Origin of the sequence: Ruminococcus sp. XPD3002, assembly GCA_900119535.1 — a bacterium.
Taxonomy (GTDB): Bacteria; Bacillota; Clostridia; order Oscillospirales; family Ruminococcaceae; genus Ruminococcus; species Ruminococcus flavefaciens_H.
This window is the reverse complement of sequence record FPJT01000008.1, coordinates 166,837-192,809: the sequence shown is the minus strand read 5'-3', so window position 1 is coordinate 192,809 and position 25,973 is coordinate 166,837. Positions and strand designations below refer to the sequence as shown.

Genomic DNA, 25,973 nt, shown 5'->3' with positions numbered 1-25,973 from the left:
GAGAATGTCATTTGCTTTACGAAGTTCAGCGTTTTCACGCTCGAGCTCTGTAATACGCAGTTTTGCTTCGTCATCGGTCATCTGATACTTCTTAGCTTTGACAGCGGCATTTCGCTTTGTACGCCAGTCTGAGAGTGTGTAATACTGGATACCTAACTGCTGAGCAGCCTTTTTCAGTCCGATCTCATCCGAGAGCTTTAATGCTTCTTCTTTGAATTCTTTACTGTACTTCATAGTCGTTTTCCCTTTCTGGTTTTATCATTTATATTCTACCAGATTATTGGGCGTTTGTCGACTGCTCTTTCAGTATAACACTTCACAAAAGTTACCGAAATAAGCTATATGTTCTCTAAATGCAAATCACTTACAGAGCTGGATCTTTCAAACTTTCATATATCAGGGGCAGAATCACTCAGCAATTTGTTTTCCGGATGCAGTAAACTCAGAACTGTTGATATTTCAAACTTCGATACCTCAAAGACAACTAATTTCAGAGAAATGTTTGCTGAGTGTCCCGAACTGACAACAATAATCGCTTCATCGGATAAATGGAGCTTAGAAAGTATCAAAACAACAGATTCCGATGACATGTTCAAGAACAGTACAAAGCTCGTAGGAGGAAACGGTACACTTGTAATTGAACAGACATTTACGGATTATATCTATGCGAATGTTGATTCCTTTGAGACTCCCGGATATCTTACCGATGTAAAGGACAGCCTTACGCCGCCCCGTATGGATGATGTAGTTCTTGACGAGGAAACAGGAATATTGACTCTTTCTGGAAAAGTAAACGCTTCGCACGTTGCTCTTTACAGAAATAATGAAGCAGTAAAGAAAGTTGTCGCCTCCGAGGGAACCATACTTCCGCCGAGCTCCCGCAAGCTGTTTTTACAGATCATGGCTGAGGAGATAGATCTTTCCAATGCTGATACTTCTTATGTAACCGATATGTTTTATCTGTTCGCTAACTGCAAGAATCTTGTTTCTGTTGATCTGACAGGATTTGATACATCAAAGGCAGTAAATCTCGGTTATATGTTCTATAACTGTGAAAAGCTCCCCGCTGTGGACGTTACTATGTTCGATACATCGAACTGCGGTTTCTTCGGCTCAATGTTCCGCGGATGCAAAGCTCTTACTACTGTTGACCTCTCAAACTTCAACACCTCAAAGGCTGATGATTTCAGCTGTATGTTCGAGTATTGTCCGTCCATTACTTCACTTGACCTTTCAAGCTTCGATACCTCTTTTGCAAGCGACTTCGACTGCATGTTTGACGGATGCGCGTCATTATCAGAACTTGATATAAGTTCATTCCGCACACCCCGTGCAACACTCATGCAATATATGTTCAACGACTGCAATAGCCTTACTGATATCGATGTAACAAAATTCGATACCGCTCATGTCACATCTATGGAAGGTATGTTCCTTGATTGTTCCGGACTTACCGAACTGGACCTCCGCAGCTTCTCACAGAGAAAGAACTGCGATGTCAGCAAGATGTTCGGCGGATGCAGCAGTCTTGAAAAGATACTCGTTTCAGATAGCTGGAATTATGATAATCTTAATACACCTGATGACGGAAAAAAGAATTTGTATCGTTCATGCTATTTGTTCTCAGGCTGCGACAAGCTTACAGGCGGTAACGGTACAGCATTCAGTAAGGATAGCTGCAAGCTTGATATGTTCCGCATAGACAGTGATGAAACTCCCGGATATCTCACTCTCGGCGATGACAGCGTACAGCCTCCGGAGCCTTCCTTCGGTGCAAAGCTTGATGAAGAAACAGGAGTTCTTACTATATTCGGCGACTTCAGAGAATACGGTTTCAATTATAAGTTCAACTATTTCTGCGACGATATAAAGGAATACAGCAAGAATGAAGCTGTCAAGAAAGTAGTTGCCGCAGAGGGTACTATTCTCTCCGAAGACTGTTCCGGTCTTTTTGATAAATTTATGGCGGAATCTATCGACCTTACAAAGGCTGATGCATCAAATGTCGAGGAAATTTACAGTATGTTCGCTTATTGCACGAAGCTTAAATCGGTCGATATCTCAGGTATGGATTTCAGCAATGCAAAAGATACAGAATCACTGTTCAACAATTGTTCTGCACTTGAAACCGTTGACCTTACAGATATCGACACATCTAACATCACATCCACACATAACATGTTCCAGGGATGTACTGCATTGACAACTATAAACGGACTTGCTGACCTTGATACATCTAATGTAACTACAATGGAATATATGTTTGCCGGCTGTAAATCACTTAAAGAAATCGATCTGAAAATATTTGATCTGTCATCAGTTGAAAAACTCCAGTGTATTTTCGGCGAATGTGAGTCATTAGAAACTGTTGATCTTTCGGGAGTGCACATTCCGAATCTTACGGATCTTCGTAATTTCTGTTGGAATTGTACATCACTGAAATCTGTGGATCTCTCAGGTCTGGATGCACCAAAGATCAGTAGTATGTACCATGCGTTCAACGGATGCACTCAGCTGAGATCAGCTGATCTTTCAGATATGAACACTAACTCTCTGACTGACATGACATATGTGTTCGACAAATGCGGAGCACTGACCGAACTCGATCTTTCAAATATCGACGTTTCAAAAGTCGAAAAAATGAGCTATATGCTTAATAACTGCTCTTCACTTGAAAGCGTTGACCTTTCCACATGGAATACTCCTTCACTCCAACAGGCATACAACATGTTCAGCGGATGCTCATCTCTGAAAACAGTTGACCTTTCTTCATTCGATACAACAAAACTGACCAGTATCAGTAATATGTTCATTAACTGCTCCGACCTTAAGACTGTATATGTATCAAATAAGTGGCAGCCTCTTCCAAATGCTGAGAAGATCAGTAAGGTGTTCACAGGATGCGATTCTATCGTCGGCGGTAACGGTACTGTATTCGACTCTGCACATATTAACGGTGTATATGCCCGTATCGATTCTCCGGATCTCCCCGGCTACTTCACCGCTAAGAACGCTTCTGTTGTTCAGCCTGTTGTTACTACAGCACCTGCTGTATCCCCTGTAACAACATCCACAAAAGCTGTTATAACAACTACAGCTACACCAACAGTTATAAATACAACTGCTGTCCCTACAACTACAAAATCACCTGTTACTACTAAAGCTGCTGAGCCTTCTGTTACTACTGAAACTGCAACTGTTACCCAAGCAGCAACTCCTTCTTCTACCATAGCTACTGCTGATGTTTCACCTTCCACAACTATAGCAGTTACTACGATTCCTTCAACACGTAAATCATGGCTCGGAGATGTCAACAGAGACGGCTTTATCAATGCAACAGATGCCTCAGCTATACTTATGGCTTATTCGGCTTACTCCACAGGCGATACTCCCGACCTTACGGAAGATCAGCTCATAGATGCTGATGTAAACTTCGATAAGACTATTGATGCTTCGGATGCCTCTATAGTCCTCGTTTACTATTCATATCTCTCAACCGGCGGTACGGACGATTTCCTTACATATCTCGGTGTTGAGGAAGAATAACCCGTCTTACCTTACTATCAAAAAGGAGTCTCTATGCGATACATAGTATTTGATGTTGAAACACCAAACCGTGCTAATAACCGTATGAGTGCCATTGGTATTACTATCATAGAAAACGGCATTATTGCAGATTCATTTTTCTCGCTTGTGGATCCCGAAGTTTATTTCGACCGCTTCAATACTCAGCTTACGGGCATAAGTGCAGATACTGTTCAGGGCGCTCCGAATTTCGCTGAGCTGTGGGAACAGATAAAGTCAGTTATGGAAAGCGGTATACTTGTGGCTCATAATGCGGTATTCGATATGAGCGTACTGAAAAAATGCCTGCATGATTACGGTATAGAGTGGAAAAACACAGCAAAATACATCTGCACTGTTCAGGCTGGCAAGAAACTGTTACCGGGCATGAGCCATAGTCTGAATGTAATGTGCGACCATTACGGTATTTCACTGGATCACCATAAGGCGGACAGCGACAGCCGTGCCTGTGCAGAGATACTTCTCAGGTACATGGAAAGCGGCGCAGATGTCAATTCCTTTATCCGTACTTATCATCTGATATAAAATATAAAGCGTTCAGTTTCATACTGAACGCTTTTCTTATAATGACTTAAAACTGAAAGGATTACTTATCAGTCCATCTCGGCAAGAACTTCAATATCCTTAGCTGACGGATTTACCTTTCCCTCGATTATTTCTGCATTCGGAGCACTCGTTCTGAGATTCTCCACTGCCTTGCCGAATCCGCTTCCGCCTGATGTAGCAAAAAGGATTATCTTCTTGCCTGAAAAATCATAGCTTTCAAGAAAAGTATTGATGATCGTAGGAGCAATGTACCACCATACAGGGAATCCAATGTATATAGTGTCATATGCCGCGATATCAGCAGATGTATCTGCCAGTCCGGGACGGGAGCTGTGGTCGCTCATTTCAATGCTGCTGCGGGACTGCTTGTTCTGCCAGTTAAGATCAGCGTTGGTGTATGGTACAGACGGTCTTATCTCATAGATGTCTGCACCTGCCTTATCAGCCAGAGACTTTGCAAGTGCGGCAGTATTACCGCTTGCTGAAAAATATGCTACTAATTTCTTACTCATGATATTACCTCCGTTATTTTTATTAATACATATGAACCCACGATCGCATATTCTGACAGTGTGTCACTGCAATTATTATAGCACCGTCCTGACACTGTGTCAATATCGATCTGCTTATTTTTCTTAAAAACGTCATTATATACAGTGATAGTGCTTCATACTTGTTGCAATTGACGAAGTGAATTGCTGATATACAAAAAGGACAGCACTGCGGCTGTCCTTTTCCATTGTTATTTAACGAGTTTTTGCCTTAAAAGTACAAGGTCGAATACATTTCCCGACTTGTCCCCGTTCATATCTGCAAGTCTGAACTGTGCCTTATCAAGTCCTTCCTGACCATGCAGGTATTTGTCCATAAGGACCAGATCTGCAACGTTTACACTGCCGTCCATATTGATATCGCCCTGTTCGTATTCCGTTTTATTAAAAGTGCATACCAACGCGGATGCTTTATCTGCGGTAACTGTTATAGTCGGTGATGAGGAAACTACCGCACCTGACCAGCCGCCGAATGTATATCCTGCCTCAGGCTGCGCCGTGAGAGTTACCTTAGTACCGCTATTGAAAGAACCTGACCACAGATTACCCGTAAAGCTGATATTTTCAGAATCCGCAGAAACACTGCCGCTTCCTTTTCTTGTGACTGTTATCGTAGCTACATTTTTGGAGAGCCCCAGATAATCCTGCATATCCTCAATGGCGTACTCTGCTCGCCTTTTGAAGAATGTACGCATTTTCTCCATTTCTCCGTGATAGTATTTCTGCTGAGCTTTGCAATAGGAATTGAAATCGGAATCAGGTCTGCCGTTGTTCCAGCGCCAGCCTGTCATGGTCATGTAGTCCATATATCTGTTCTCCTCGTCATCAAGCTCCGCAACCATTTTCTCAGGCTCAAATACCGAATAGGCGTAGGAATAGAATTTATCAGCGAACTGCTGTCTGAATTGCGGATTATCAAGCAGTCCCCTGAATATAGACGTAGGAGCTTCCTTTATGTCCCTGTTCATTTTGCGGAAGCTGTCGTACTGATAACCTTCAACTCCGCCGAAGTTCTGATAGGTCAGTCCCACGGAATAGTCGAAATCAAATGAACCGAAACGCCATTTGCCGTCACTGTACGGATTGCCGTCAATAGGAGCGCCGTTATTCTTCCACATCAGATAGTTATGGTTCGGCCAGTCCCATGTGCCAAGGTAAAGACCTGCACAGTAGCAGTCGATAATACTTTCGGCGTCTATTTTTGAAATAACGTAGTTATAGTTCTCCGCAACGGACATATCGTTCTCACGGCAGAATTCACCCAGTGCTTCAAGTTCGTCAAGCTCTGTTTCGGGACCTGCCTCAACTTCGCCGTTCTTTATCATGGAAACATTCTCCGCAGGAACACCGTAATTGCTCTGTATATAGTAGTCCGAAGACTTCTCGATTATCTCGTACATTCCCCATAGTTCGCCGTCGATGAAAAGCATACACCTGTCACTGTCATAGGTAGCAAGTGCAGGAAGGTCGCGAAGTGCCGAATGTACCACACGCTCTCTCAATCTGTCAACCCATGAAACAGCTCTGAGACTGAACGAATCATAACGCTTTATTTTTCCGCCGTCAACTGCTGAATAATTATCGTCAAGAAGCTTGTAATCAAGTTTGGAATCGCCGTACTGACTCCTTGCATAAACATTGAAGCTCTTTGTCTGACTGTTACGGGTAGAAGCGCCCTTGATGCGAATGCCCATTTTCTGTGTGAATCCGAACTCGCCGCCGCTGAAGTAGGTTATATCTGCTTCACGCTCCCACTCCTTGCCCTTGGAGAAAAAGTTCGCAACATTGTCCGTGTCCCATTCGCTTTTTCTCGGATCGTACTGAGGACTGCTCTTCCAGTCCAGATACTGCTGACCTGCAACGTAAATACCCTTATCCTTATCGAAAAGATTATCCGGATCAGTAACTAGTGAAACAACAGGTATATCCGAATAATATGCCAGCTTTTCGCTGTTCATGACGAAGTAGGTATTAGTGGTAACAGGGCTGAAAGTACCGTCCGAACCCTTTGCCGCCGCACGAACTATAGTCGCCTTGTCGAACTTTTCGGGACTTGCTGTGAACCTCTGCTGTAGCGTAGTGGAATATGGACTGTTGTCCTCGTGCTGATACTTACTGTAAACGTTCTCGTCGATGCTCCTGTCATACATTGGTATAGCACCGCTGTACACCTTCGCAGTTTCGGATGTTGTAGGATCAGAGCCGTCGAGAGTGTAATAGACCGTATCGGCGGAGCTTATTGTCAGCTCACTTACATCATTTACATTGTAAAAGCCTGAACCGAGTGAAAATACAGGCTCGGCAGGTGCTGTACTGTTTGCGGAAGCAGGTGTTGGAGTCATAACAGACAAACTGCCGTTTCCGTCGGGTGAACGTCCGTAGGTCGCATCCTCTGCAAGTGCAGGAACGCTTACTGAATCTATCAAACTTCCGTCCGCAGATGAAAGTGTAAGCTCCTCCCCCGACTTGCTTAGACTGAATCCCGTATTCAGTTCGGTCATGCCGCTTCCGTCCTTGTTTGCGGCAACAATAAGGTGTTCACCGTTTCTTATGACAGTACCAGACGGAAAAACGTACTTCATCGGCTGTTCAGGAGAATCTGATAAACCGAATCCGTCCAGTGAGATATCCGTTCCGCTTCCGTTGTAGAGCTCTATCCAGTCAGATGCTCTGCCGAGACTGTCAGTAAAACATGCCTTGTTCTGGGTGCAGACCTCATTAATGCATAGTCCCTCGGTGTTTTGTGCAGCCGATGCAATGGGTGCTATACACTGCATGGACGCCACAATAAGGAATGCAGAAGCGAGTCCTCCCATACGCTTCATAAATCTCATAAAAATACCCCTCTCTGTATTTTCAGATAGTTCCTTACTCGTCCCGAATCATTCGCTTGTAATATTTATTTATCTAATTCGGGAACTAAGTATTACATGATAAAACAATTATAGCACATTTCACACAGCAATTCAACGTTTTTTGTGAAAGATGAACAACCAAAAATCAGTGAGTTTATTTGTAGATGATGTATAATCAAGATATACCGATAACAGAATAAATTCGGACAAAAATTAATTCACAGTAAATAAGATATATTATTTATCAGCACTTATGAATAAAAAAGAGCTGTCCTCAACATATGATTGAACAGCTCTATTATATCAGTCAACGGATTTGAGTGATTCTGCCATGTTGATGCGTTCAAGCTTTATCTCCATGAACAGGTCCACTACAAATGTAAATACGAAAGTGAGTATAATACTGTAGACAAAACTCATTGGTTCGATACGTGCCCTGAAATCCACAAGGTCAACAACTATCTGGTGCATTACGAACTTGTGAAGCAGTATCCCGAGTCCGAGTCCACAGATAACGCCTATAGCTGTAAGAACTATGTTCTCCCTCAGCACATAAGCCGAGGACTCCCTGCGGAAGAATCCGAGAACCTTTATTGTAGCTATCTCACGTATTCTTTCGGTTATGTTGATATTGGTAAGATTGTAGATTACTATGAAGGCAAGTCCTGCGGCACATATGATTATAAGAAGCACTATATAGTCAAGGCTGCTCATCATATTGCCCATTCTTACCTTGACGTCCGAGAACATCGTAAGGTTTGTAACGTTCTTGTTCTTTGCTATCACTGCGGCAGTCTTTCCCTTGTCAGCATTTTTCGGGAAGTTGATAAACGCTCCGTTGAATTCTGCATCCGAGTCCATCTGTGCATTATATGTATCTGCTGATATGAACACGTAATTATATACATGATTCTCGAATATTCCTACGACCTTAAGATGGAGTTCCTTCATCTCATCGTTTCTGAGTATTATCTCCTCACCTAATTCAGCACCGTATCTTTCTGCGATACTGTGACTTACAAGCGCTTCTCCTGCCTGCGGCATTTCAAGAGGTTCACCGTTCATGCTGCGGAAAACCATATGTGGTGCAAGCTGACTGAGATCCTCAACAGTTTTCAGCGTTATGCTCTTGACCTTGTTTCCGTAGATTATATCCCATGAACTGCTGTTTAAAAGCGCATAGTTATCAGTCTTTTCATCAAGAAGCTCCCTCATCTTCTTTTCAGCTGATGACTTGAATGATATCTCCGCATCCGATATCTGTATCTCTTCGTACTGAACATCAGCAAATCCTGCAATAGAGTCCTTAATGCCGAAGCCTGTAAGAAGAAGTGCGGTACAGCCTCCGATACCGAGTATCATCATGAACAGTCTGCCCTTATAGCGGAGTATATTACGTATTGATACCTTGTGTAGGAATTTAAGTCTTTTCCACAGGAAAGGTACGTATTCAAGGAGTACACGCTTGCCTGCTTTAGGTGCTTTCGGACGCATAAGTGATGCAGCCGTTTCGCCAAGTTCATACCTGCATGCTATCCACGTTGTACCAACCGAACAGAGAAGAGATACGATGACCGCTGCAGCTGCAAGTACATGATCGAACATATACGGTATTTCAAGCGGGATGTACATAAGCTTGTATGTCATCCAGATTATCCTCGGGAAGAAAAACGTTCCCAGTGCATAGCCGATAATGCATCCCATTATTGCAGCAGTACCCGAATAAAACAGGAATTTTCCCATTATCGACAGGTTTGAATAGCCAAGTGCCTTGAAAACGCCTATCTGAGTACGCTGCTCCTCGACCATACGGCTCATTGTTGTCATGCAGACCAGTGCCGCAACAAGTATAAAGAACACCGGAAAAACTCTTGCTACCTGCTCAACTATTTTGGAATCGTTTTCAAAGCAGGCATAGCCGATATTGGTATTGCGGTCCAGAAGAAAGGTATCGGGATGCTTTATATCATCGATGTCCTTTTCAGCATCGTCTATCTCCTTCTGTGCATCGGATATCTTGTCATCGAATTCCTTCCTGCCGCTCTGATAATCCTCAAGACCTTCCTGATACTCTTTAAGTCCCTTTTCATACTCCGCAAGACCTTCCTCGTATTTTTTCTTACCCTCCTGAAATTCCTTAAGGGAGTCTTCATACTCTTTTTTGCCCTTATTGAACTCCTCAAGAGAAGCGTTATACTCTTTCAGTCCTTCCTCGTACTGTGACCGACCGTTTTCAAGCTCTGTCCGACCTGCTTCAAGTGCCCGACGATTCGCATCAAGTTCGGACTGCTGCTGTGCGAGAGCCTGTTTATTGGCGGCAACTTCATCCCTTGCTGCCTGAAGCTGATCGTGTGCCTCCTGAAGCTGAGTAAGTGCAGCAATAAGCATTTCTCTCTGTTCATCGGGAAGCATATCAAGCATACTAAGTGCTCTGCTGTTGGACATATCGAAATCATACCTGCTGTATGTAAGTCGGTTTGCCTGCATTGCGATATCCGCTTCGGCAGCACTTATCTGTTCCCTTGCAGCATCTATCTGTGCCTGACCGTTCCTTATTTCCTCTTCGCCTGCGATTATCTGCTGTTCGGATTCGTCAAGCTGGATTTTAGTGCTGTCAAGCTGCTGCTTTGCATTTTCAAGCTCAACCTGACCGTCATCTATTTTCTTTTTAGCCTCAGCAAGCTCTTTCTCACCGTCATCCAGTTTCTTTTTTGAATCATTCAGTTCCTTCTCGGCATCATTGAGTTTTTCTTCTGCTTCATCAAGTTCATTCTTTGCATCTTTCAGCTCTTTAAGTCCGTCCGAACGGCTGTCAGCAAGTTCAAGCTTACCATCCTGAAGCTCATCCCGAGCATCTGAAACTATACGTTCATACCGTACATCAGCCTGCTGCTGAACAAGTTTCTCCCACTTATCCTTTTTAAGCTCCATGAAGTCGTTATACTCGTCTGAATATATCCTGCTGTCGTTATCGAACTTCACGTAGATGTCTGTATAGGCTTCCATATCGAACGCTTCGGGAAGCACATATGCAAATGCATCCACCGAACCGTTACCCACCGAAGATGAACCTCGCTCGAAGTTGATATAGAGTGCAGAACGTACTATTCCAACTACGGTGAATCCGTCGTGTCTGAATGAATCAAGAGTATCTTCATCGTTTTCAGCGGAAAAAGTCAGCTTATCGCCTATACGGAGGGCATAGGTGAAATCCTCATCGATAACGCACTCGCTGTCATTTTCCGGAAGTCTTCCTTTCATAAGCTGCAGCTTGTTTATTTCGGAAGGCGTTGAGATCATCTTAACAACTTTCTCGCCTTCTCTTACAAGACACACAGTATCCATTGAGTATGAAGTCTCTGCGTATCTTACTCCCGAAGCCTTGCGGAACGCCTCTGCGTCCTCTTCCTCCCAGCCGAGTGTGGAAACGAGCCTGTAATCATACAGCTGCTTATCCTGAAAATAGCTGTTCATCATGCTTACCATTGCAGTGGTAGTTATCCTTACTCCCGTAAAGAAGCCCGTACCAAGTGCGATGATAGCAAGTATGGCAAAAAATCTTCCGAAGGTGCTGCGTATCTCACGCACCGTTGTTTTTTTCATCGAAGCTGCCATAACTCACCACTCGATCTCTGATACATCAACTGCATCGTAGTTCTTTGTCATTTTTTCGACTATACCGCTCCTTACAGTAATAACACGGTCTGCCATAGCAGATATAGCCTGATTATGCGTTATAACAACAACGGTCATGCCCTTTTCACGGCATGTATCCTGCAAAAGCTTTAATACAGCCTTACCTGTTTTGTAGTCCAGAGCTCCAGTCGGCTCATCACAGAGAAGCAGTTTGGGATTCTTGGCAAGTGCTCTTGCAATAGCCACACGCTGCTGTTCGCCTCCCGAAAGCTGCGCAGGGAAGTTGTTCATTCTGTCCTCAAGACCTACCTGCCGAAGGACTTCCGCTGCATCAAGGGGTTCACGGCATATCTGCGCCGCAAGCTCTACGTTTTCAAGTGCGGTGAGGTTCTGGACAAGGTTATAGAACTGAAATACAAATCCAACATCATATCTGCGGTAAGCTGTAAGCTGCCTTTTTCTGAGAAAAGCCAGTTCCGTTCCGTCGATAACTGCGCTTCCCTCGCTGAGCTTGTCCATACCTCCGAGTATATTGAGGATAGTTGTCTTTCCTGCTCCCGAAGCTCCTACTATAACGCAAAATTCTCCTTTATCGATATTGAAGCTGACGTCTTTCAGCGCATGTATCTCGACCTCTCCTGTCTTGTACACTTTTTTTACGTTCCTGAACTGAACATAACTCATCATTTCACCTTCCTGTATCCTCAGACATAAAAAGGAATACCCGTAATGCAAGAGTATTCCTTTATGTCATCTATCTTCTGTTAGGACGTTATATCATTGATATGTGTCCTCATAATATCCGTCTATATAATAATCGTTGCCGTAATAGCTGTCCATGTAGTATTCATCGCCGTAATTTCCGTCGATGTAGTAATGCTCTCCGTAGTAGTCATCCTGATACTCCGCGGGAGCTTCTGTTTCCTGTACTTCTTCCTGTGGAACAACAGGCACTTCGTATGTATCATATTTCTCTTCCTCAGCGGCGATAAACGGCGGTTCTGTAGTCTCTGCCGTACCGTTATCGGAAGGATAGTATGTTATACCGCTCTGAAGCGAGCTTATAACGTTATCCTTGTTGTTGCTGATACCGAAGCTAAGGGGCATTTCCAGATACGGTTCGTTGAAGTTCTCACCGTTATCTGCGCCGTATGGACGGAACACCACCTTTACAGTTTCACTTTTTATGGATATTGGTCCTTCAAGTATTATTGGATCGGGTGAAGGATCGTATATCCTGCTTACCGATGAAAGCTTATCCGAGGCAAAGTTAACAGCAGATGAGATGTCATCATAGTCCGAATAGTGAACCACGAGCTTTGCCATACTGTGGAAGGAAAAATCACGGGATTCAAGCTTTACATCCCTGTTTCCCTCCGACAATGAAGAATATATCTCGGGGTGATTTTCAAGATATTTTACCTGATAATCCTCGGTTACATCATAATGCCAGCCGTCGGTGGAATGTTCTACATCAAAGAAAACGTGACACTCAATACCGTCAGGATCCTTGAACAGGTAATACTTTCTGTACTCGTTCGGGTGACAGCCCGGGAGACGGCATCTTTCCGACAGTTTGAACTCTTTGCCGTATATTTTCGTCAGATAATCTGCCGCCTGATCAACAGTAACGTCCTTTTTGTCCTCGCAGCCTGCGGCAGGCAGCATAAGCACTGTACAGGTTAAGATAAGAAGTGTTCTCTTTATATTTCTTATCATAGACAAGTCTGCCTTTCTTTTGTATATCATACCCGACCTGATGCCGGGACAAATCTTCTTTATATTTTATATTTTACACTATTATTGCTGATACGTCAAGTATCGGCAGAAAATAAATCATTGATCTCAGCGAAATCTTTTTGTAATTTTTCAAGAAAGAGTCCTGCAATAGGAGAAAATATCTGATACTTCTTCCAGATTATATACATTTTAGTTTCAAGAAGCGGCGTTATGGGACGGAAAAAAAGTCCGCTGTTTTCACTTGTATCCACAAGATGCTCAAAGGTCAGCAGATAACCGAGTCCCTCTTTAACGAGTACCGAACCGTTATAGGCGAGATTAACCGTACCTGCAAAGTTCAGCTTATCCATATCGTCTCCGCACCAGCGGGGAAAATCAACTCTTATGGACTGCTCCGAACAGAACAGCGGAAGTCCGTAAAGGTCGTCGAAGCTGAGCACCTCCTTTTGAGCAAGGGGACTGTCACTCAGCATTACTACTCCCCATTTGTCGCTCTCAGGGATAGTCAGATAGTTGTACTTTGAAAGATTCGGCGGTTCAACAATTACAGCAAGGTCGAGTATTCCTCTGTCAAGGCGCTCCGCAACAGGTTCGGTATCTCCGCTGAATATATGGAACACGAATCGCGGATATTTCTCCTTGAACTCCTTTATGCTCCTTGCAAGGTACTTTATAAGGTGACTTTCCGCACAGCCTATCCTTATCTCTCCGCCGATTATATTGTCTATCTGACTGAATTCCTCTGCGGTCTTGTCCACCATTGCGATGATGTCCTCAGCACGTTTTCGCAGCAGCATTCCCTCATCGTTGAGCCGCATGCTCTTGTTTGTACGGATAAAAAGCTCGTGTCCGAGTTCTTCCTCGAGCTTCTTCATCTCCTTTGAAAGTGAAGGCTGTGATACGTGCAGACGTTCCGCAGCTCTTGTCATATTCTCCTCTCTTGCGATCGCAAGAAAATAACGCAATACCCTTATTTCCATATCTGACCTCCGAATAAGTATAATATGATGATAACATATTCTGCTATTCCTGTCAAGAATATCAGCCTGTATTCAATAGTCATTCCACATTTCGGTCAATAACATGCGCATAGTCGCACATAGTCCGCAATAAATTCAGTAAATATGTTTTTTTAAAAAAACTCTTGCAATAAATACCGATTTGCGATATTATATAGGTATAATACATGACTTAAAAAAAGGAGCTGGTCACAATAGGAAATATTTACAGAGAGCTGCTTGAAAAAATAAGAGCTTCAAAACTCAGAGTATACGGTATAGAGGTATTCCGCGGCGGCGGAGTCTCAATGCGTGAAATGTTCTCAAGAGATGTTCGCTACCCTGCATATTCGGCTACGAAGTCCGTAACTTCAACAGCGGTCGGACTTGCTGTCTCGGAAGGTAAAATGGATATCTCCCGTCCCCTTGCAGAATGCCTGGACGAAACACTCGTAAATGCTATGCCTGCGGAACTGAGAAACGGCTTCTCAAAACTCAGCATCGAACGCTTCCTCACGATGTCCGTTACAGGCTACCCCTTCCGTCCCGAAGGAGAGGACTGGCTCAGAGAAGTACTTGCAATGCATCCCGATACCGAAAGCGGACCTTCTTTTTCTTACACTAATGTTTCGGCTTACCTTGTAGGTGCTGCCTGCGAGAATGCTGTCGGAATGCCGATTCCCGAATATCTTCAGCCTCGTATATTTGAACCCCTTGACATGCCGCTTCCTGAATTCCAGTACGATCCTCAGGGACGTTTCAACGGTGCAACAGGTATGAAGCTTACCGTTCACGAACTCAGCCTTATAGGACAGCTTTACCTTCAGGAAGGCGAATGGAACGGCACACAGTTAGTTCCGAAAGAGTGGACTAAGCTCGCAGTATTAAAGCATATCGATAACGACAGAGGAGGCTACGGCTATTTCTTCTGGTGCGGAAATGACTCGTTCAGTATCAGCGGAAAATGGGGACAACGCTGTATAGTTTACCCGAAAAAAGGGGTAATGATCACCTATATGGGCAATATTCCCGATGGCGCTGAGAAAATACAACTTATCGCAGAGGAATTCTGCGAAGGACTTTAATGTCCTGAATGGCGGATAATCAGAATTAAGTGCATAACTGCACAACGAAAGGAGTTTTTATCATGAAACTTATCGGAAAGCTATGTTCGGCAGTAACTGCTGCAGCAATGCTGCTGTCGGTCGCTCCATGCATCAGGTACGATTCTGCTGATGCGGCAACAAATGTGTCCATCTCCCCCGATATCCCGTATGAGATAAACGGCGGAAAATTCGAGGGCTGGGGCTCATCGCTCTGCTGGTGGGCAAACCGTGTAGGCTACTCGGATACGCTCTCTCAGAAAGCTGCCGACCTGTTCTACGGTGAGGACGGTCTGAGGCTCAACATTGCAAGATTCAATATCGGCGGCGGTGATGATCCGACTCATGACCACATTACACGTACCGACTCAAATATGCCTGGTTATACCAAGTATAACAACGGAAACGTTTCCTATGACTGGTCCGCTGACGCAAATCAGCGTAATGTGCTCATGAAGTGCATCGACGCCGCAGGCGATGACATGATAGTTGAAATGTTCTCAAACTCTCCGCCGTATTACATGTGTAAAAGCGGATGCAGTACAGGTAATACCAATGCAGGCTCAAACAATCTCAAGGACGACTACTACGACGATTTCGCCGAGTATCTCGCAGAGGTCTGCTACCACTACGAGCACGACTGGGGAGTTGATATACAGAGTATCGATCCGATGAACGAGCCTTATACAAACTACTGGGGCGCTTTCAGCAAAAAGCAGGAGGGCTGCCACTTCGATCAGGGTGAATCCATGAACAAGGCGTTCACCGAGCTTGACAAGTCCCTGAAAAAACGCGGTCTTAACGACATCATTATAAGCGGATGCGATGAGTCCGTAATCGATACTCAGATAACCTCCTTCAACAAGCTTTCGGACGATGCAAAACGAGTTCTTGGACGTATCGATACTCACACATACGGCGGAAGCAAACGAACCGAACTTAAGGATACTGCAATAAAGGCTAATAAGAACCTCTGGATGAGCGAGGTGGACGGAAGCAGCACAGCAGGCTCAAATGCAGGTCAGATGGGTGCTGCACTCTGGTTTGCAAGCCGTATAACTCAGGACTGCAACGACCTGAACTGTTCCGCATGGATAATGTGGCAGCTTATAGATAACCATATCTCATCTCAGGGCTACAACGGCAAAAAGGACTCCGGTATGCCTAATATAAACGGCGGATTCTGGGGAGTTGCTGTTGCAGATCACGATAAGAACGATATCATCCTCACAAAAAAGTATTACGCATTCGGACAGTATTCACGCTATATCCGTCCCGGAATGATAATGCTCAAATCCTCATCCTCAACCCTTGCGGCTTACGACAAGGAGAACAAGCAGCTCGTTATTGTTGCTGTTAACACTTCGGGCAGCAATAATGACCTTAATGTCGACCTTTCACAGTTCGGTACAGTCGGCGATCACGCTCAGACTATCAGAACAAGCGCAAACGAAAACTGGAAGGACGTTGGAAACACTGCTGTAAACGGCAAAAAGCTCAACGCTTCACTTGCTGCAAACTCTGTTACAACCTTCATTATCGATAATGTAAGCGGCGGTTTCGAGCGCAATGACAAGATAGACCTCAGCAACGCTGTAATAAGCGGAAGCAAAAGCTGGAAGGACTCCGAATACACCTGCGAAAAGGCTTTCGACGGCAATAACTCCAGCTATTTCGACGGTGTAGGCGACGGCTACGTTCAGGTTGATCTCGGTCAGGATTACGACCTTACCGCTATCGGTTTCTGTCCCAGAAAGGGTTACGAATACCGCGCAGGTGACGGAAAATTCATGGTATCTTCAGACGGCGAGAATTGGTCCACTGTTTACACTATCAGCGGAGAACCTTCATTCGGTATGCACTATGTAACATCCTTTGAAGGTCCTGCTTCGGGACGCTATGTACGCTATCAGGTGCCTTCGGGCGCTCCTGCAAACAGCTTCAACAAGGACAGCGTTTACTGCTGCAATATCGCTGAAATAGAGCTTTACGGAAGTGCAGGCAGCGGTACAGCTTCAACTGCAATAAAGCCTGTCAGTGTAACAGGAAGCAACGCATACAAAGACTCGGCAAACGACTCTTCAAAGGCCTTCGACGGTAATAATTCCACCTACTTCGACGGTGTAGGAAACGGCTGGGTACAGGCTGATCTCGGTGACCTTTACGATATTTCCGCAATAAGCTTCTGCCCGAGAGACGGCTACGAATACCGTGCAGCTGACGGAGTCTTCTCTGTTTCACAGGACGGTCAGAACTGGAAGGATATCTACACCATCAGCGGCAAGCCTGATTTCAGAACGAACTACATCGATAACCTCGGCGATAACATACAGGCAAGATATGTACGTTATCAGGTACCCGAAGGCAAACCCGAAAACGGTATCAACAAGGACGACGTTTACTGCTGCAACATTGCTGAGATCGCTGTTTACGGCACTAAGGCAGAGGTTGTTCCCGTACCGACGGAAGCACCTACAGAACCGACCACTTCTGCCCCTACTGAACCCACAACGGAACCAACAACTGCTGCACCTACAGAACCTCCGACAGAACCAACTACAGCTATTATTTCCGGACCGGTTGCATACGGCGATGTCACTCTGGACGGAAATGTAGGTCTTGCAGATGCACTTGCTATTCTTCAGTACGTAGCCAATGCAACAAAGTATCCTCTGGAAGCACGTGCGTTGGACAATGCGGATGTTTACAGCCGCGGAGACGGAGTTACTGCTATGGACGCACTCAGCATACAGAAATACGATGCAAAGGTTCTCACATCACTTCCCGAATCATATAAGCAGTAATAATTCTCAGCGCTGCCAAAATGGTGAAAATCTATGATCATTGAAACTGACGAAAAAACGGTGTTTCCTACGCTTACGCTATATCACGCAGTGAATGGGAAGCTCTGAAATAACACGTATATCAAAACAGCCCCGAAACGGTCTATATCGCTTCGGGGCTTTGTTTTTTCAATCCCGTATTATGTGCCATGCAAAACCATCACCGTTTATATGTAAACAAAAAAGCCACAGCGCTCCCGAATATCTCGGAAACACTATGGCATATTTTCATTCTTTGATCCTTATGCGATTGGAGTACCCTCCGGTACCATATCGTCAACAAAGATGACCTTGCATCCGCATGCATTGTTGGTTGCTGCAAGAAGCATTCCTTCACTTGTTACACCTGTGATACGTGTTGAAGCAAGGTTTGCGATAACGATTATCTTCTTGCCGATAAGCTGCTCAGGCTTGTAGTACTGCTTTATGCTTGATACGATAACTCTCTCCTTGATACCGTCAGAGAGTGTAAGCTTATAGCAGCTGTGAGACTTTCTTATCTCTGCGCACTTGATTATCTTGCATACTCTCAGGTCAAGCTTGCTGAAATCGTCAAGCTGAACTTCGTCCTTTACAGGCTTTACAGGATCGGGATCGCCGTAAACTATCTGCTCTTCTTCCTCCTCGACCTCAACAGGCTTAGGATTCTTCTCCTCCTCTGTCATTGGTGTTGAGAAGTCAAGAAGTCTTACATAGCTGTCTCTGTCGATAGCGTAGAGGAAGAGATAGAGACGAGGTCCCTTTTCCTTACCGAGAAGAAGCTGATAAACACTCTTGAAGAATGCACCCTGAAGTGACTTGATATCAGGGTTGTCCTCACCGAATATCTGCTTCGGGATAGCATAAAGCTCTGTGTTCAGCTCATCGAGAGTATACTCGCTGCTGCTGAGGTAATCGTGGAGTATCTGTATCTCCTTCTTGCCCTCGTCCGAGAGTTCGTTGTAAACATCCCAGTTGCGGTATGGAAGGAGCTTGTTTGCGTTTTCGGGAGCGCAGTTCTCAAGCCAGTACTTTGCAAGGTCGAGACGTCCTGCGAAGTCCTCGTACTTGTACGGCTGACCTATCTTCTCAAATACAGTTTCAAGCATAGGAACGTTGAAGTCAACGATAGAACCAAGCTGTACAAGAAGTCCCATAGGAACAGTGCTTATCTTGCGGTCAGTCATAAGGCTGTACTCTATTATGGACTTTGTATGCTCGTCAGCTTCGCCCTTTATGTACTGGTCGTACTGCTTGTCGAACTCGAAATACTGACGGAGGATACCGTCATCGAAGCAGAGGTTGAACGCCTTGTTTGGTTCAACTCTTGAATACAGCCAGAGAAGTACCTCAGGCTCGTATATCTTAAGGAGAGTCTCGGGAGTCATGTTAAGGCCTGATGAGCCTGACATCTTACCTGTAGAACCCTTGATTCCTATGAACTCGTATCCCTTGAACATAGGTGCTTTGATGCCGAAGATCTTCTCTGCAATAACACGGCTCGTATCGTATGAACCGCCTGGAGCTGCATGGTCCTTTCCGCCTGGCTCGAAGTCAACACCTTCATAAAGCCAGCGCATAGGCCAGTCTATCTTCCATGCAAGCTTGCAGTTTGTATCCTTTGTGAAGTCGAAATCACCGCAGTGTCCGCACTTGCACTCGTATTTTGCAGTCTTTGAAGCATCATCGTAAGCTGTTATCTTAGTTGTGTCCCTGTGACACTCGGAGCAGTAGATAGATACAGGATAATATGCCTCACGCTCGCCCTCCTGAGCATCCTGAGTACGGAAGCTGTCAAGAATATCGAATATCTCGCCGCGCTTCTCAAGAGCTGTAAGGATGTGGTCGCGGTACTTGCCGCTTCTGTACATCTCAGCCTGATGACGATAATCCATTTTAATTCCGAAACGGTCTATTGAAGCCTCGAACTCCTTCTCGAAGTATTCAGCGTAGGTCTTTTCTTCGGTTTCAAACGGGTTCGGTACATCAACATAAGGATAGCCGATGTATTTCTCAAATCCCTCTGTTACCTTTGCAACGTTTACAGGTACCTTACGGAGACGGTCAAACTCATCCCATGAGAAGAGGAGCTTTGCCTTCTTGCCCTTTTTCTGAAGTGCCTTAGCTACAAAAAGGCTCGTAGCGATATCTCTGAAATTTCCTATATGTATAGAACCTGAGGGACTGATTCCCGCAGCACACACATATTCCTCCTTGTTGGGATTTCTGCTTATAAGCTCGTCAGCTATCTTTTCGGACCAATGCATTATCTTTAACTCCTTCATTAATATGGTAATAACCGCGTGGACCACGGTATATTTCAAAATATCCTTATTATTATATCATACAGACGTGATTCTGTCAACCTTTTTGCAAAAAGAGTACACATACAAAAACTGCCCCTGCGGATAACAGAGAGCAGTTTTTGTAATAATAACCGTCAGTGATAGTGGTGACTATCTTTAAGCACCATATCCTTTACCTTCATAAGTGAAGTTGTGGTACTTCTTTCGTTTTCCGAAAGCTTCATGGTGATGTATTTTATGGTTTCCTCGTAATCGGGTATCATGATGTGTTCAAGTGCATTTACACGGCGGCGTGTCTTTTCAATCTCGTCTGCCATTAGCTGACAAGCCTTCTCTACCTCCGCAAGACGTATCATCTTCGGGAACACCTCGCTTAGTGCCTTTACAGCGCCGTCAAGATCAATAGAAGTGAATGCTGTGCCGTAGGAATATATATCGTTGGTATCGTCGGTGCGGTATTTCGGACTGAACACGGGGATATATACACTCATTACGTTCTTCTCCCCCACTTCAAGCTCCACCTCCTGCTTCGGGAGCATGAGTGCTGTTTCCAGCGCCTCCCTCTGCATTACCGAACCTGCAACTGCCATATATCTGTCCGCAGCTTTTATAGCTTCCTCTACCTCTGCACGGAGCTGACGGTTCTCACGTATAAGGTTCATGAACTGTCTCATAAGCTCGTCACGCTTGTCCTTAAGGAGCTTATGACCGCGCCTTGCCGAGTCCAGCTTCTTTTTCAGCTTGCTCAGCTCCATACGGGTAGGATTTACGTTAAGTCGTGCCAAAACAGCTCACCTCAGTTCTGCTTGTCGTAGTATTCGGCAAGATATTCTTCCCTGATTCTTCTCAGCTCGCTTCTCGGAAGAAGCTTAAGAAGCTCCCAGCCGATAGAGAGAGTTTCCTCAATGCTTCGGTTGTTGTTGAAGCCCTGTGAAACATATCTGCGCTCGAACTCATCTGCAAACTTCGCATAGATAAGGTCCGTTGGAGTAAGAGCCGCTTCACCGAGAACTACCATGAGTTCCTTGGCGTCCTTTCCTCTTGCATAAGCGGAGAAAAGCTGGTTCATTGTATCTGAGTGGTCAGCACGAGTCTTGCCCTTGCCTATACCCTTATCCTTAAGACGTGAAAGCGACGGAAGAACGTCCACAGGCGGATTAATGCCCTTTCTGTAAAGCTCACGGGAGAGTATTATCTGTCCCTCTGTGATGTAGCCTGTAAGGTCGGGGATAGGATGAGTCTTATCGTCCTCGGGCATGGTGAGGATAGGTATCATAGTGATACTTCCCTCCTTGTCGTCCTGACGGCCTGCACGTTCATACAGTGAAGCAAGGTCGGTGTACATGTAACCGGGATAGCCTCGGCGTCCGGGAACTTCCTTACGAGCGGCGGATACTTCACGGAGAGCGTCCGCATAGTTGGTTATATCAGTGAGGATAACAAGTACGTGCATCCCCTTTTCAAATGCAAGGTACTCTGCGGCGGTAAGCGCCATTTTCGGGGTGGCAAGACGTTCTATAGCGGAATCGTTTGCAAGGTTAATGAACAGCACTGTACGGTCAAGAGCTCCTGTTTCACGGAAACTGCGGACGAAGTACTCCGACTCCTCGAAGGTAATTCCCATTGCTGCAAATACAACGGCAAACTGCTCGTTATCGCCGAGAACTCGTGCCTGACGTGCTATCTGTGCGGCAAACTGAGCATGAGGAAGTCCGCTTGCAGAGAAGATAGGAAGCTTCTGACCTCTTACCAGTGTGTTGAGTCCGTCAATAGCCGACACACCTGTCTGTATGAATTCCTGCGGGTATTTTCTTGCAACAGGGTTCATCGGAAGACCGTTAACGTCCATACGCGCCTCGGGGATTATCTCGGGACCGTCATCTATAGGACGTCCCAGTCCGTCAAAGACTCTGCCGAGCATATCCTCCGATACGCCAAGCTCCATCTGATGTCCCGAGAAAACTACCGCACTGTCCTTAAGGTTGATACCTGCGGCATTCTCGAAAAGCTGTACCAGTGCATTGCTGCCGTCTATTTCAAGAACACGGCATCTGCGCTTCTCACCGTTGCTGAGACGTATCTCGGCAAGCTCGCCGTAGGTAACGTTTTCAACGTCCTTTACAAGAAGAAGAGGACCTGCCGCTTCTTCTATAGTTCTGTATTCTCTTGGCATCAGTCTTCCTCCTTAGTGAGCAGCTCGTGAAGCTCGGAGGATATCTCCGTTGTGAGTCTGCTGTATTCTGCATCTGTGTCCTTTTCTTCTATATACTTGAATCGTCCTATCTTTTCACGTACTGCAAGTCCTGCAACTTCTTCAACGTCAGCACCCTTTGCGATAGCTTCGGAAGCCTCATCGTTGAAACCGAGTATGAGCTTCATCATGTAAAGCTGCTTCTTGAGACTTGTGTATGTGTCCACCTCATGGAAAGCAAGCTGATGCAGGAAGTCCTCACGTATAGACCTTGCTGTTTCCATTTTAAGACGGTCGTTAGCAGAAAGTGCATCCATACCGATGAGCTTTACTATCTCCTTCAGCTCGGATTCATCGTGGAGTATCTGCATAAAGCGTCCGCGGCATATCATCCAGTCCTTTGATACGTTGTTATCGTACCAGTCCGCAAGTGAATCCGCATAAAGCGAATAACTGGTGAGCCAGTTTATTGCAGGGAAGTGTCTCTGATAAGCAAGTGAGGAATCAAGTCCCCAGAAAACCTTTACGATACGCAGTGTAGCCTGAGATACAGGCTCGGAGATGTCACCTCCCGGAGGCGATACCGCACCGATAACGGAAAGTGCGCCTTCTCTGCCTTCACTGCCTGTTGATATAACTCGTCCTGCGCGCTCATAGAACTGTGCAAGACGGCTTCCGAGGTATGCGGGATAACCCTCGTCACCGGGCATTTCTTCAAGACGTCCCGACATCTCACGGAGAGCCTCTGCCCAGCGTGAGGTAGAGTCCGCCATAAGTGCAACTGAATAACCCATATCACGGTAATACTCCGCAATGGTGATACCTGTATATACAGAAGCCTCACGGGCTGCAACAGGCATATCCGATGTATTTGCGATGAGAACTGTTCTCTCCATAAGCGACTTGCCAGTTTTAGGATCGATAAGCTCGGGAAACTCGTTCAGTACATCCGTCATTTCGTTTCCTCGCTCACCGCATCCGATGTACACGATGATATCCGCCTCTGCCCACTTTGCAAGCTGATGCTGTGTAACGGTCTTTCCGCTTCCGAAAGGTCCCGGAATAGCTGCAACTCCGCCCTTGGCTATAGGGAAAAGGCAGTCCACGACTCTCTGACCTGTTACCAGCGGCATATCAGGTGAGAGCTTCTTCTTGTAAGGTCTTCCGCGGCGGACAGGCCACTTCTGTACCAGTGTAAGCTCCCTGTCACCCTTGTCGGTCTCAACGATGCACACTACCTCGTCAACGTTGAATTCGCCTTCCTTAACGGACTTGACCTTGCCGCTTACGCCGTTCGGTACCATTATCTTGTGGAGAACTATATCCGTCTCGGGAACTGTACCTATAACATCGCCGCTTTCAACAGTGTCCCCCTCCTTTACAGTCGGAGTGAACTGCCACTTTCTGTCACGTTTTATCGATGGAACTTCAACACCTCTTGCAAGATTGTTTCCGCAGACCTTGCGTATATCATCCAGCGGACGCTGTATTCCGTCGTAGATACTGCCGATAAGTCCGGGGCCAAGCTCAGCGCTCATCGGTTCGCCTGTGGACTCAACTGATTCGCCTGTGCCAAGACCTGCTGTCTCCTCGTATACCTGTATGGACGCACGGTCGCCGTGCATCTCGATTATCTCGCCTATAAGACGCTTTTCGCTTACACGTACAACGTCGAACATATTGGCATCTCTCATGCCCTCGGCAACTACAAGAGGACCTGAGATCTTGATTATATTTCCAATGCTGCTCAAATTTCGCACCTCTCTTTATTTATTGAGTATATCAGAGCCGACTGCCTTTTCAACAGCCTCGTGAAGCGCCCTCATGCCGTCCCCTGTATTACCCTCTATTGCAGGTATAAGGACTATCGATGGCAGCTTGCTGCTCCTGTATTTCTTTATAGTATCACCTGCAGCTGCTGCAGCAGGCTCGGTTATATATATAACTGCAAAATCATTTACTGCAAGACGGTTGATTAGCTTTGATATCTTTTCAGGTTCGGTCTCGCAGAAAACGGACAGTCCGAGAGCCGCAAATCCCGAAACACTTGCGGTATCGCCAATTACGGCAGCCTTGTAATTATCAGCCATAAAGCTTTCTCATCCTTTCCGTTATTGTTTCCCTGTCCGCACCGAATTCCCTGCATACACGCAGTATACGCAGATTTTTTAGCTCGGCGCAGACCGATATATAGTAAGCCTCCAGCGGCTCGCATCCGAAAGCCTGCATACGTGCAGGTTCAGCAAGCTCCATAACTGCATCATCCGCCCATTTCTCGAAGGCTGCCGCAGAACGTGCAAGGCATTTTCCTGCCTCGTCATAAGGAGTCATATCAAGGTAAGAGAAGAAGCTCTCACTTCCGCCCAGTGCAGCATTTATAAGGTCCGTCTTGTCCAGATGCGTACTTCCGCAGACTGCACCTTCCATGAAGTTCTTTGACTTCTTCATGAGCATAGCTCTGTAGGCAGTCTTTATGTCAGCGGAAGCAGTTATCAGTTCAGCATAAGCCTGTATGAATTTACCGCCGAACGCTTCCGCATCCTTCTGCATTGCCGAAAGTGCAGCGCAGTCGATAAGAGAATCCGCCAGCTGTCCGTCAAGGGTACGTGTAAGGAGCTCATATGCCTCCTCTGCCGTATTTCGGATATATGCGGGAAGATGCTCGTAGTCCTTCTTTCCGAGAAGGACAGAAAGCTGCTCCGTATCGATATTTGTGGGACGGATATAGTAGTCCTCGGGAGCTCTGTCGGCGATCATAGCCTTCAGCGCAGCCTTGAGGTTGTGGAAATCATTCGGATAGAGAAGTATCTTCATCTCATCGCAGTCGGGAGCGTACTCCCGAAGCATCGTCCATACACCCTCAGCTGTAAGCTCTCCCGAACCCGAACGTTTTGCTGCAATAAGTGAATCAGCCTCTGCATTGCCGCCAGCATTTATAAGCTGCTCCATATCGGCTTTTGTGAGAAGAGTGTTCTCCATCGCCTTTATAGCCGCAACAGCACTTGCGTATTTTGTACTGCTCATACCGTTCACCTACCCGAAAATCGCCTTTGCGGCGGTGTCACGTACTCTTTCCTTTTCCGCTTCTATAACTGCATCAAAGCTGTAATTTTCCGATATCAGACCGTAGCTGAGAATGAAGCCGTCGGGAATATCGGCAGGCTCGGAAGAAATCGTAACCGTACCGTTTTTCGCAGCTGCAAGAGAGCTGAGTTTTTCCGCAAGATCATCGGGTAATCTTGCAAGATCCCTTTCACCGAAGGATATTACTCCGCTTCCCTCACGCATTGCCTTTCCTGCAAGTGAAGCTATCATATCGAAGTACTCCTTGTCGGGAAGGTTCCTCAGCTTGTCAAGTGCGAGTTTAACTGCCTCGTCAACACACGCCACCTTACATGCAAGAAGCTTACGCTTTATATCTGCATCCACCGATTTGCAGGAATTGACGTAGCTCTGCTCCAGCTTCTCCTTTGAAGATGCAAGATGCTCCTCGTAAGCTGTCTTTGCCTTTTCGTCACCCTGAAACTCGATGTACTCCGCACGTTTTTTTGCGGAAGATATCAGCTGTTCCTCAGTCTGTTTAGCCTGCTGCTGGATGATGCTTAGGATCTTTTCGATTCCTGACATTGTAACACCTCCG

At 45.7% G+C, this 25,973-nt stretch carries 18 protein-coding genes and 1 pseudogene; 5 read left to right on the top strand and 14 right to left on the bottom strand.

Annotated elements, in window-relative coordinates; translation table 11 throughout:
* A partial coding sequence (locus BT127_RS16295; RefSeq protein ID WP_082334961.1) for a transposase occupies window positions 1-234 on the bottom strand: 234 nt, incomplete at its 3' end.
* 96 nt (window positions 235-330) lie between these two features.
* Between BT127_RS16295 and BT127_RS17190 the strand changes: the two are divergent.
* The 3 genes and pseudogenes from BT127_RS17190 to BT127_RS09280 form a co-directional block, all read left to right on the top strand.
* A pseudogene (locus BT127_RS17190) lies at window positions 331-597 on the top strand (BspA family leucine-rich repeat surface protein); the annotation flags it as partial.
* Window positions 589-3,546, top strand: a complete 2,958-nt coding sequence (locus tag BT127_RS09285) for a BspA family leucine-rich repeat surface protein (RefSeq protein ID WP_318257211.1) — start codon at window positions 589-591, stop codon at window positions 3,544-3,546. The pseudogene BT127_RS17190 and the gene BT127_RS09285, both read left to right, overlap by 9 nt.
* Before the next feature lie 33 nt (window positions 3,547-3,579).
* Window positions 3,580-4,110 carry a 3'-5' exonuclease gene (locus tag BT127_RS09280; RefSeq protein ID WP_075424726.1) on the top strand — a complete coding sequence of 177 codons (531 nt, stop codon included), beginning with the start codon at window positions 3,580-3,582 and terminating at the stop codon, window positions 4,108-4,110.
* 68 nt (window positions 4,111-4,178) lie between these two features.
* On the opposite strand, the gene BT127_RS09275 is transcribed toward BT127_RS09280, so the two are convergent.
* The 6 genes from BT127_RS09275 to BT127_RS09250 all read right to left on the bottom strand — a co-directional run bounded on the left by BT127_RS09275 (window position 4,179) and on the right by BT127_RS09250 (window position 13,893).
* Window positions 4,179-4,643 carry a flavodoxin gene (locus tag BT127_RS09275; protein ID WP_075424725.1) on the bottom strand — a complete coding sequence of 155 codons (465 nt, stop codon included), beginning with the start codon at window positions 4,641-4,643 and terminating at the stop codon, window positions 4,179-4,181.
* Window positions 4,644-4,873: 230 nt separating this feature from the next.
* Window positions 4,874-7,516 carry a CotH kinase family protein gene (locus BT127_RS09270; protein WP_075424724.1) on the bottom strand — a complete coding sequence of 881 codons (2,643 nt, stop codon included), beginning with the start codon at window positions 7,514-7,516 and terminating at the stop codon, window positions 4,874-4,876.
* Window positions 7,517-7,840: 324 nt separating this feature from the next.
* Window positions 7,841-11,140 (bottom strand): FtsX-like permease family protein, encoded by a 3,300-nt coding sequence (locus BT127_RS09265; RefSeq protein WP_318257208.1) that lies wholly within the window; start codon window positions 11,138-11,140, stop codon window positions 7,841-7,843.
* Window positions 11,141-11,155: 15 nt separating this feature from the next.
* Window positions 11,156-11,860 carry an ABC transporter ATP-binding protein gene (locus tag BT127_RS09260; protein WP_075424722.1) on the bottom strand — a complete coding sequence of 235 codons (705 nt, stop codon included), beginning with the start codon at window positions 11,858-11,860 and terminating at the stop codon, window positions 11,156-11,158.
* Window positions 11,861-11,950: 90 nt separating this feature from the next.
* Complete coding sequence (locus BT127_RS09255; RefSeq protein WP_075424721.1) at window positions 11,951-12,892, bottom strand: hypothetical protein; 942 nt, start codon at window positions 12,890-12,892, stop codon at window positions 11,951-11,953.
* 95 nt (window positions 12,893-12,987) lie between these two features.
* Window positions 12,988-13,893 (bottom strand): LysR family transcriptional regulator, encoded by a 906-nt coding sequence (locus BT127_RS09250; protein WP_075424720.1) that lies wholly within the window; start codon window positions 13,891-13,893, stop codon window positions 12,988-12,990.
* A gap of 224 nt (window positions 13,894-14,117) precedes the next feature.
* On the opposite strand from BT127_RS09250, the gene BT127_RS09245 reads away from it, so the two are divergent.
* Together BT127_RS09245 and BT127_RS09240 are read left to right on the top strand one after the other, a co-directional pair.
* On the top strand, window positions 14,118-14,996 hold the full coding sequence (locus BT127_RS09245; protein WP_318257210.1) for a serine hydrolase domain-containing protein: 879 nt from the start codon (window positions 14,118-14,120) through the stop codon (window positions 14,994-14,996).
* A 62-nt stretch (window positions 14,997-15,058) separates the two neighbouring features.
* Complete coding sequence (locus tag BT127_RS09240) at window positions 15,059-17,818, top strand: discoidin domain-containing protein (protein ID WP_075424718.1); 2,760 nt, start codon at window positions 15,059-15,061, stop codon at window positions 17,816-17,818.
* A 281-nt stretch (window positions 17,819-18,099) separates the two neighbouring features.
* Here the strand turns inward: BT127_RS09240 and lysS are convergent, their stop codons facing one another.
* From lysS to BT127_RS09205, 7 genes are all read right to left on the bottom strand, one after another.
* Window positions 18,100-20,103, bottom strand: a complete 2,004-nt coding sequence (gene lysS, locus BT127_RS09235) for a lysine--tRNA ligase (protein WP_075424717.1) — start codon at window positions 20,101-20,103, stop codon at window positions 18,100-18,102.
* Between the two features lie 173 nt (window positions 20,104-20,276).
* The gene (locus BT127_RS09230; protein ID WP_075424716.1) at window positions 20,277-20,927 is read right to left on the bottom strand and encodes a V-type ATP synthase subunit D; all 651 of its coding nucleotides are present in this window, start codon (window positions 20,925-20,927) and stop codon (window positions 20,277-20,279) included.
* A gap of 11 nt (window positions 20,928-20,938) precedes the next feature.
* On the bottom strand, window positions 20,939-22,315 hold the full coding sequence (locus BT127_RS09225; protein ID WP_075424715.1) for a V-type ATP synthase subunit B: 1,377 nt from the start codon (window positions 22,313-22,315) through the stop codon (window positions 20,939-20,941).
* Window positions 22,315-24,027: a V-type ATP synthase subunit A gene (locus tag BT127_RS09220; RefSeq protein WP_502687162.1), complete on the bottom strand. Its 1,713-nt coding sequence runs from the start codon at window positions 24,025-24,027 to the stop codon at window positions 22,315-22,317. The genes BT127_RS09225 and BT127_RS09220 overlap by 1 nt, the downstream gene beginning before the upstream one ends.
* A 72-nt stretch (window positions 24,028-24,099) precedes the next feature.
* On the bottom strand, window positions 24,100-24,423 hold the full coding sequence (locus tag BT127_RS09215; protein WP_075424713.1) for a V-type ATP synthase subunit F: 324 nt from the start codon (window positions 24,421-24,423) through the stop codon (window positions 24,100-24,102).
* Window positions 24,416-25,357 (bottom strand): V-type ATPase subunit, encoded by a 942-nt coding sequence (locus BT127_RS09210; protein ID WP_075424712.1) that lies wholly within the window; start codon window positions 25,355-25,357, stop codon window positions 24,416-24,418. Before BT127_RS09210 ends, BT127_RS09215 begins: the two co-directional genes overlap by 8 nt.
* Before the next feature lie 9 nt (window positions 25,358-25,366).
* Window positions 25,367-25,960, bottom strand: coding sequence for a V-type ATP synthase subunit E (locus tag BT127_RS09205; RefSeq protein ID WP_075424711.1), 594 nt, complete (start codon window positions 25,958-25,960; stop codon window positions 25,367-25,369).
* Window positions 25,961-25,973: the final 13 nt, after the last annotated feature.

Excerpts from the sequence above, each read along its gene's own strand:
- BT127_RS09285 (WP_318257211.1), top strand. The coding sequence starts at position 589 with ATGTTCAAGAACAGTACAAAGCTCGTAGGAGGAAACGGTACACTTGTA.
- BT127_RS09280 (WP_075424726.1), top strand. The coding sequence starts at position 3,580 with ATGCGATACATAGTATTTGATGTTGAAACACCAAACCGTGCTAATAAC.
- BT127_RS09275 (WP_075424725.1), bottom strand. The coding sequence starts at position 4,643 with ATGAGTAAGAAATTAGTAGCATATTTTTCAGCAAGCGGTAATACTGCC.
- BT127_RS09270 (WP_075424724.1), bottom strand. The coding sequence starts at position 7,516 with ATGAGATTTATGAAGCGTATGGGAGGACTCGCTTCTGCATTCCTTATT.
- BT127_RS09265 (WP_318257208.1), bottom strand. The coding sequence starts at position 11,140 with ATGAAAAAAACAACGGTGCGTGAGATACGCAGCACCTTCGGAAGATTT.
- BT127_RS09260 (WP_075424722.1), bottom strand. The coding sequence starts at position 11,860 with ATGATGAGTTATGTTCAGTTCAGGAACGTAAAAAAAGTGTACAAGACA.
- BT127_RS09255 (WP_075424721.1), bottom strand. The coding sequence starts at position 12,892 with ATGATAAGAAATATAAAGAGAACACTTCTTATCTTAACCTGTACAGTG.
- BT127_RS09250 (WP_075424720.1), bottom strand. The coding sequence starts at position 13,893 with ATGGAAATAAGGGTATTGCGTTATTTTCTTGCGATCGCAAGAGAGGAG.
- BT127_RS09240 (WP_075424718.1), top strand. The coding sequence starts at position 15,059 with ATGAAACTTATCGGAAAGCTATGTTCGGCAGTAACTGCTGCAGCAATG.
- lysS (WP_075424717.1), bottom strand. The coding sequence starts at position 20,103 with ATGCATTGGTCCGAAAAGATAGCTGACGAGCTTATAAGCAGAAATCCC.
- BT127_RS09225 (WP_075424715.1), bottom strand. The coding sequence starts at position 22,315 with ATGCCAAGAGAATACAGAACTATAGAAGAAGCGGCAGGTCCTCTTCTT.
- BT127_RS09220 (WP_502687162.1), bottom strand. The coding sequence starts at position 24,027 with ATGAGAGATGCCAATATGTTCGACGTTGTACGTGTAAGCGAAAAGCGT.
- BT127_RS09215 (WP_075424713.1), bottom strand. The coding sequence starts at position 24,423 with ATGGCTGATAATTACAAGGCTGCCGTAATTGGCGATACCGCAAGTGTT.
- BT127_RS09210 (WP_075424712.1), bottom strand. The coding sequence starts at position 25,357 with ATGAGCAGTACAAAATACGCAAGTGCTGTTGCGGCTATAAAGGCGATG.
- BT127_RS09205 (WP_075424711.1), bottom strand. The coding sequence starts at position 25,960 with ATGTCAGGAATCGAAAAGATCCTAAGCATCATCCAGCAGCAGGCTAAA.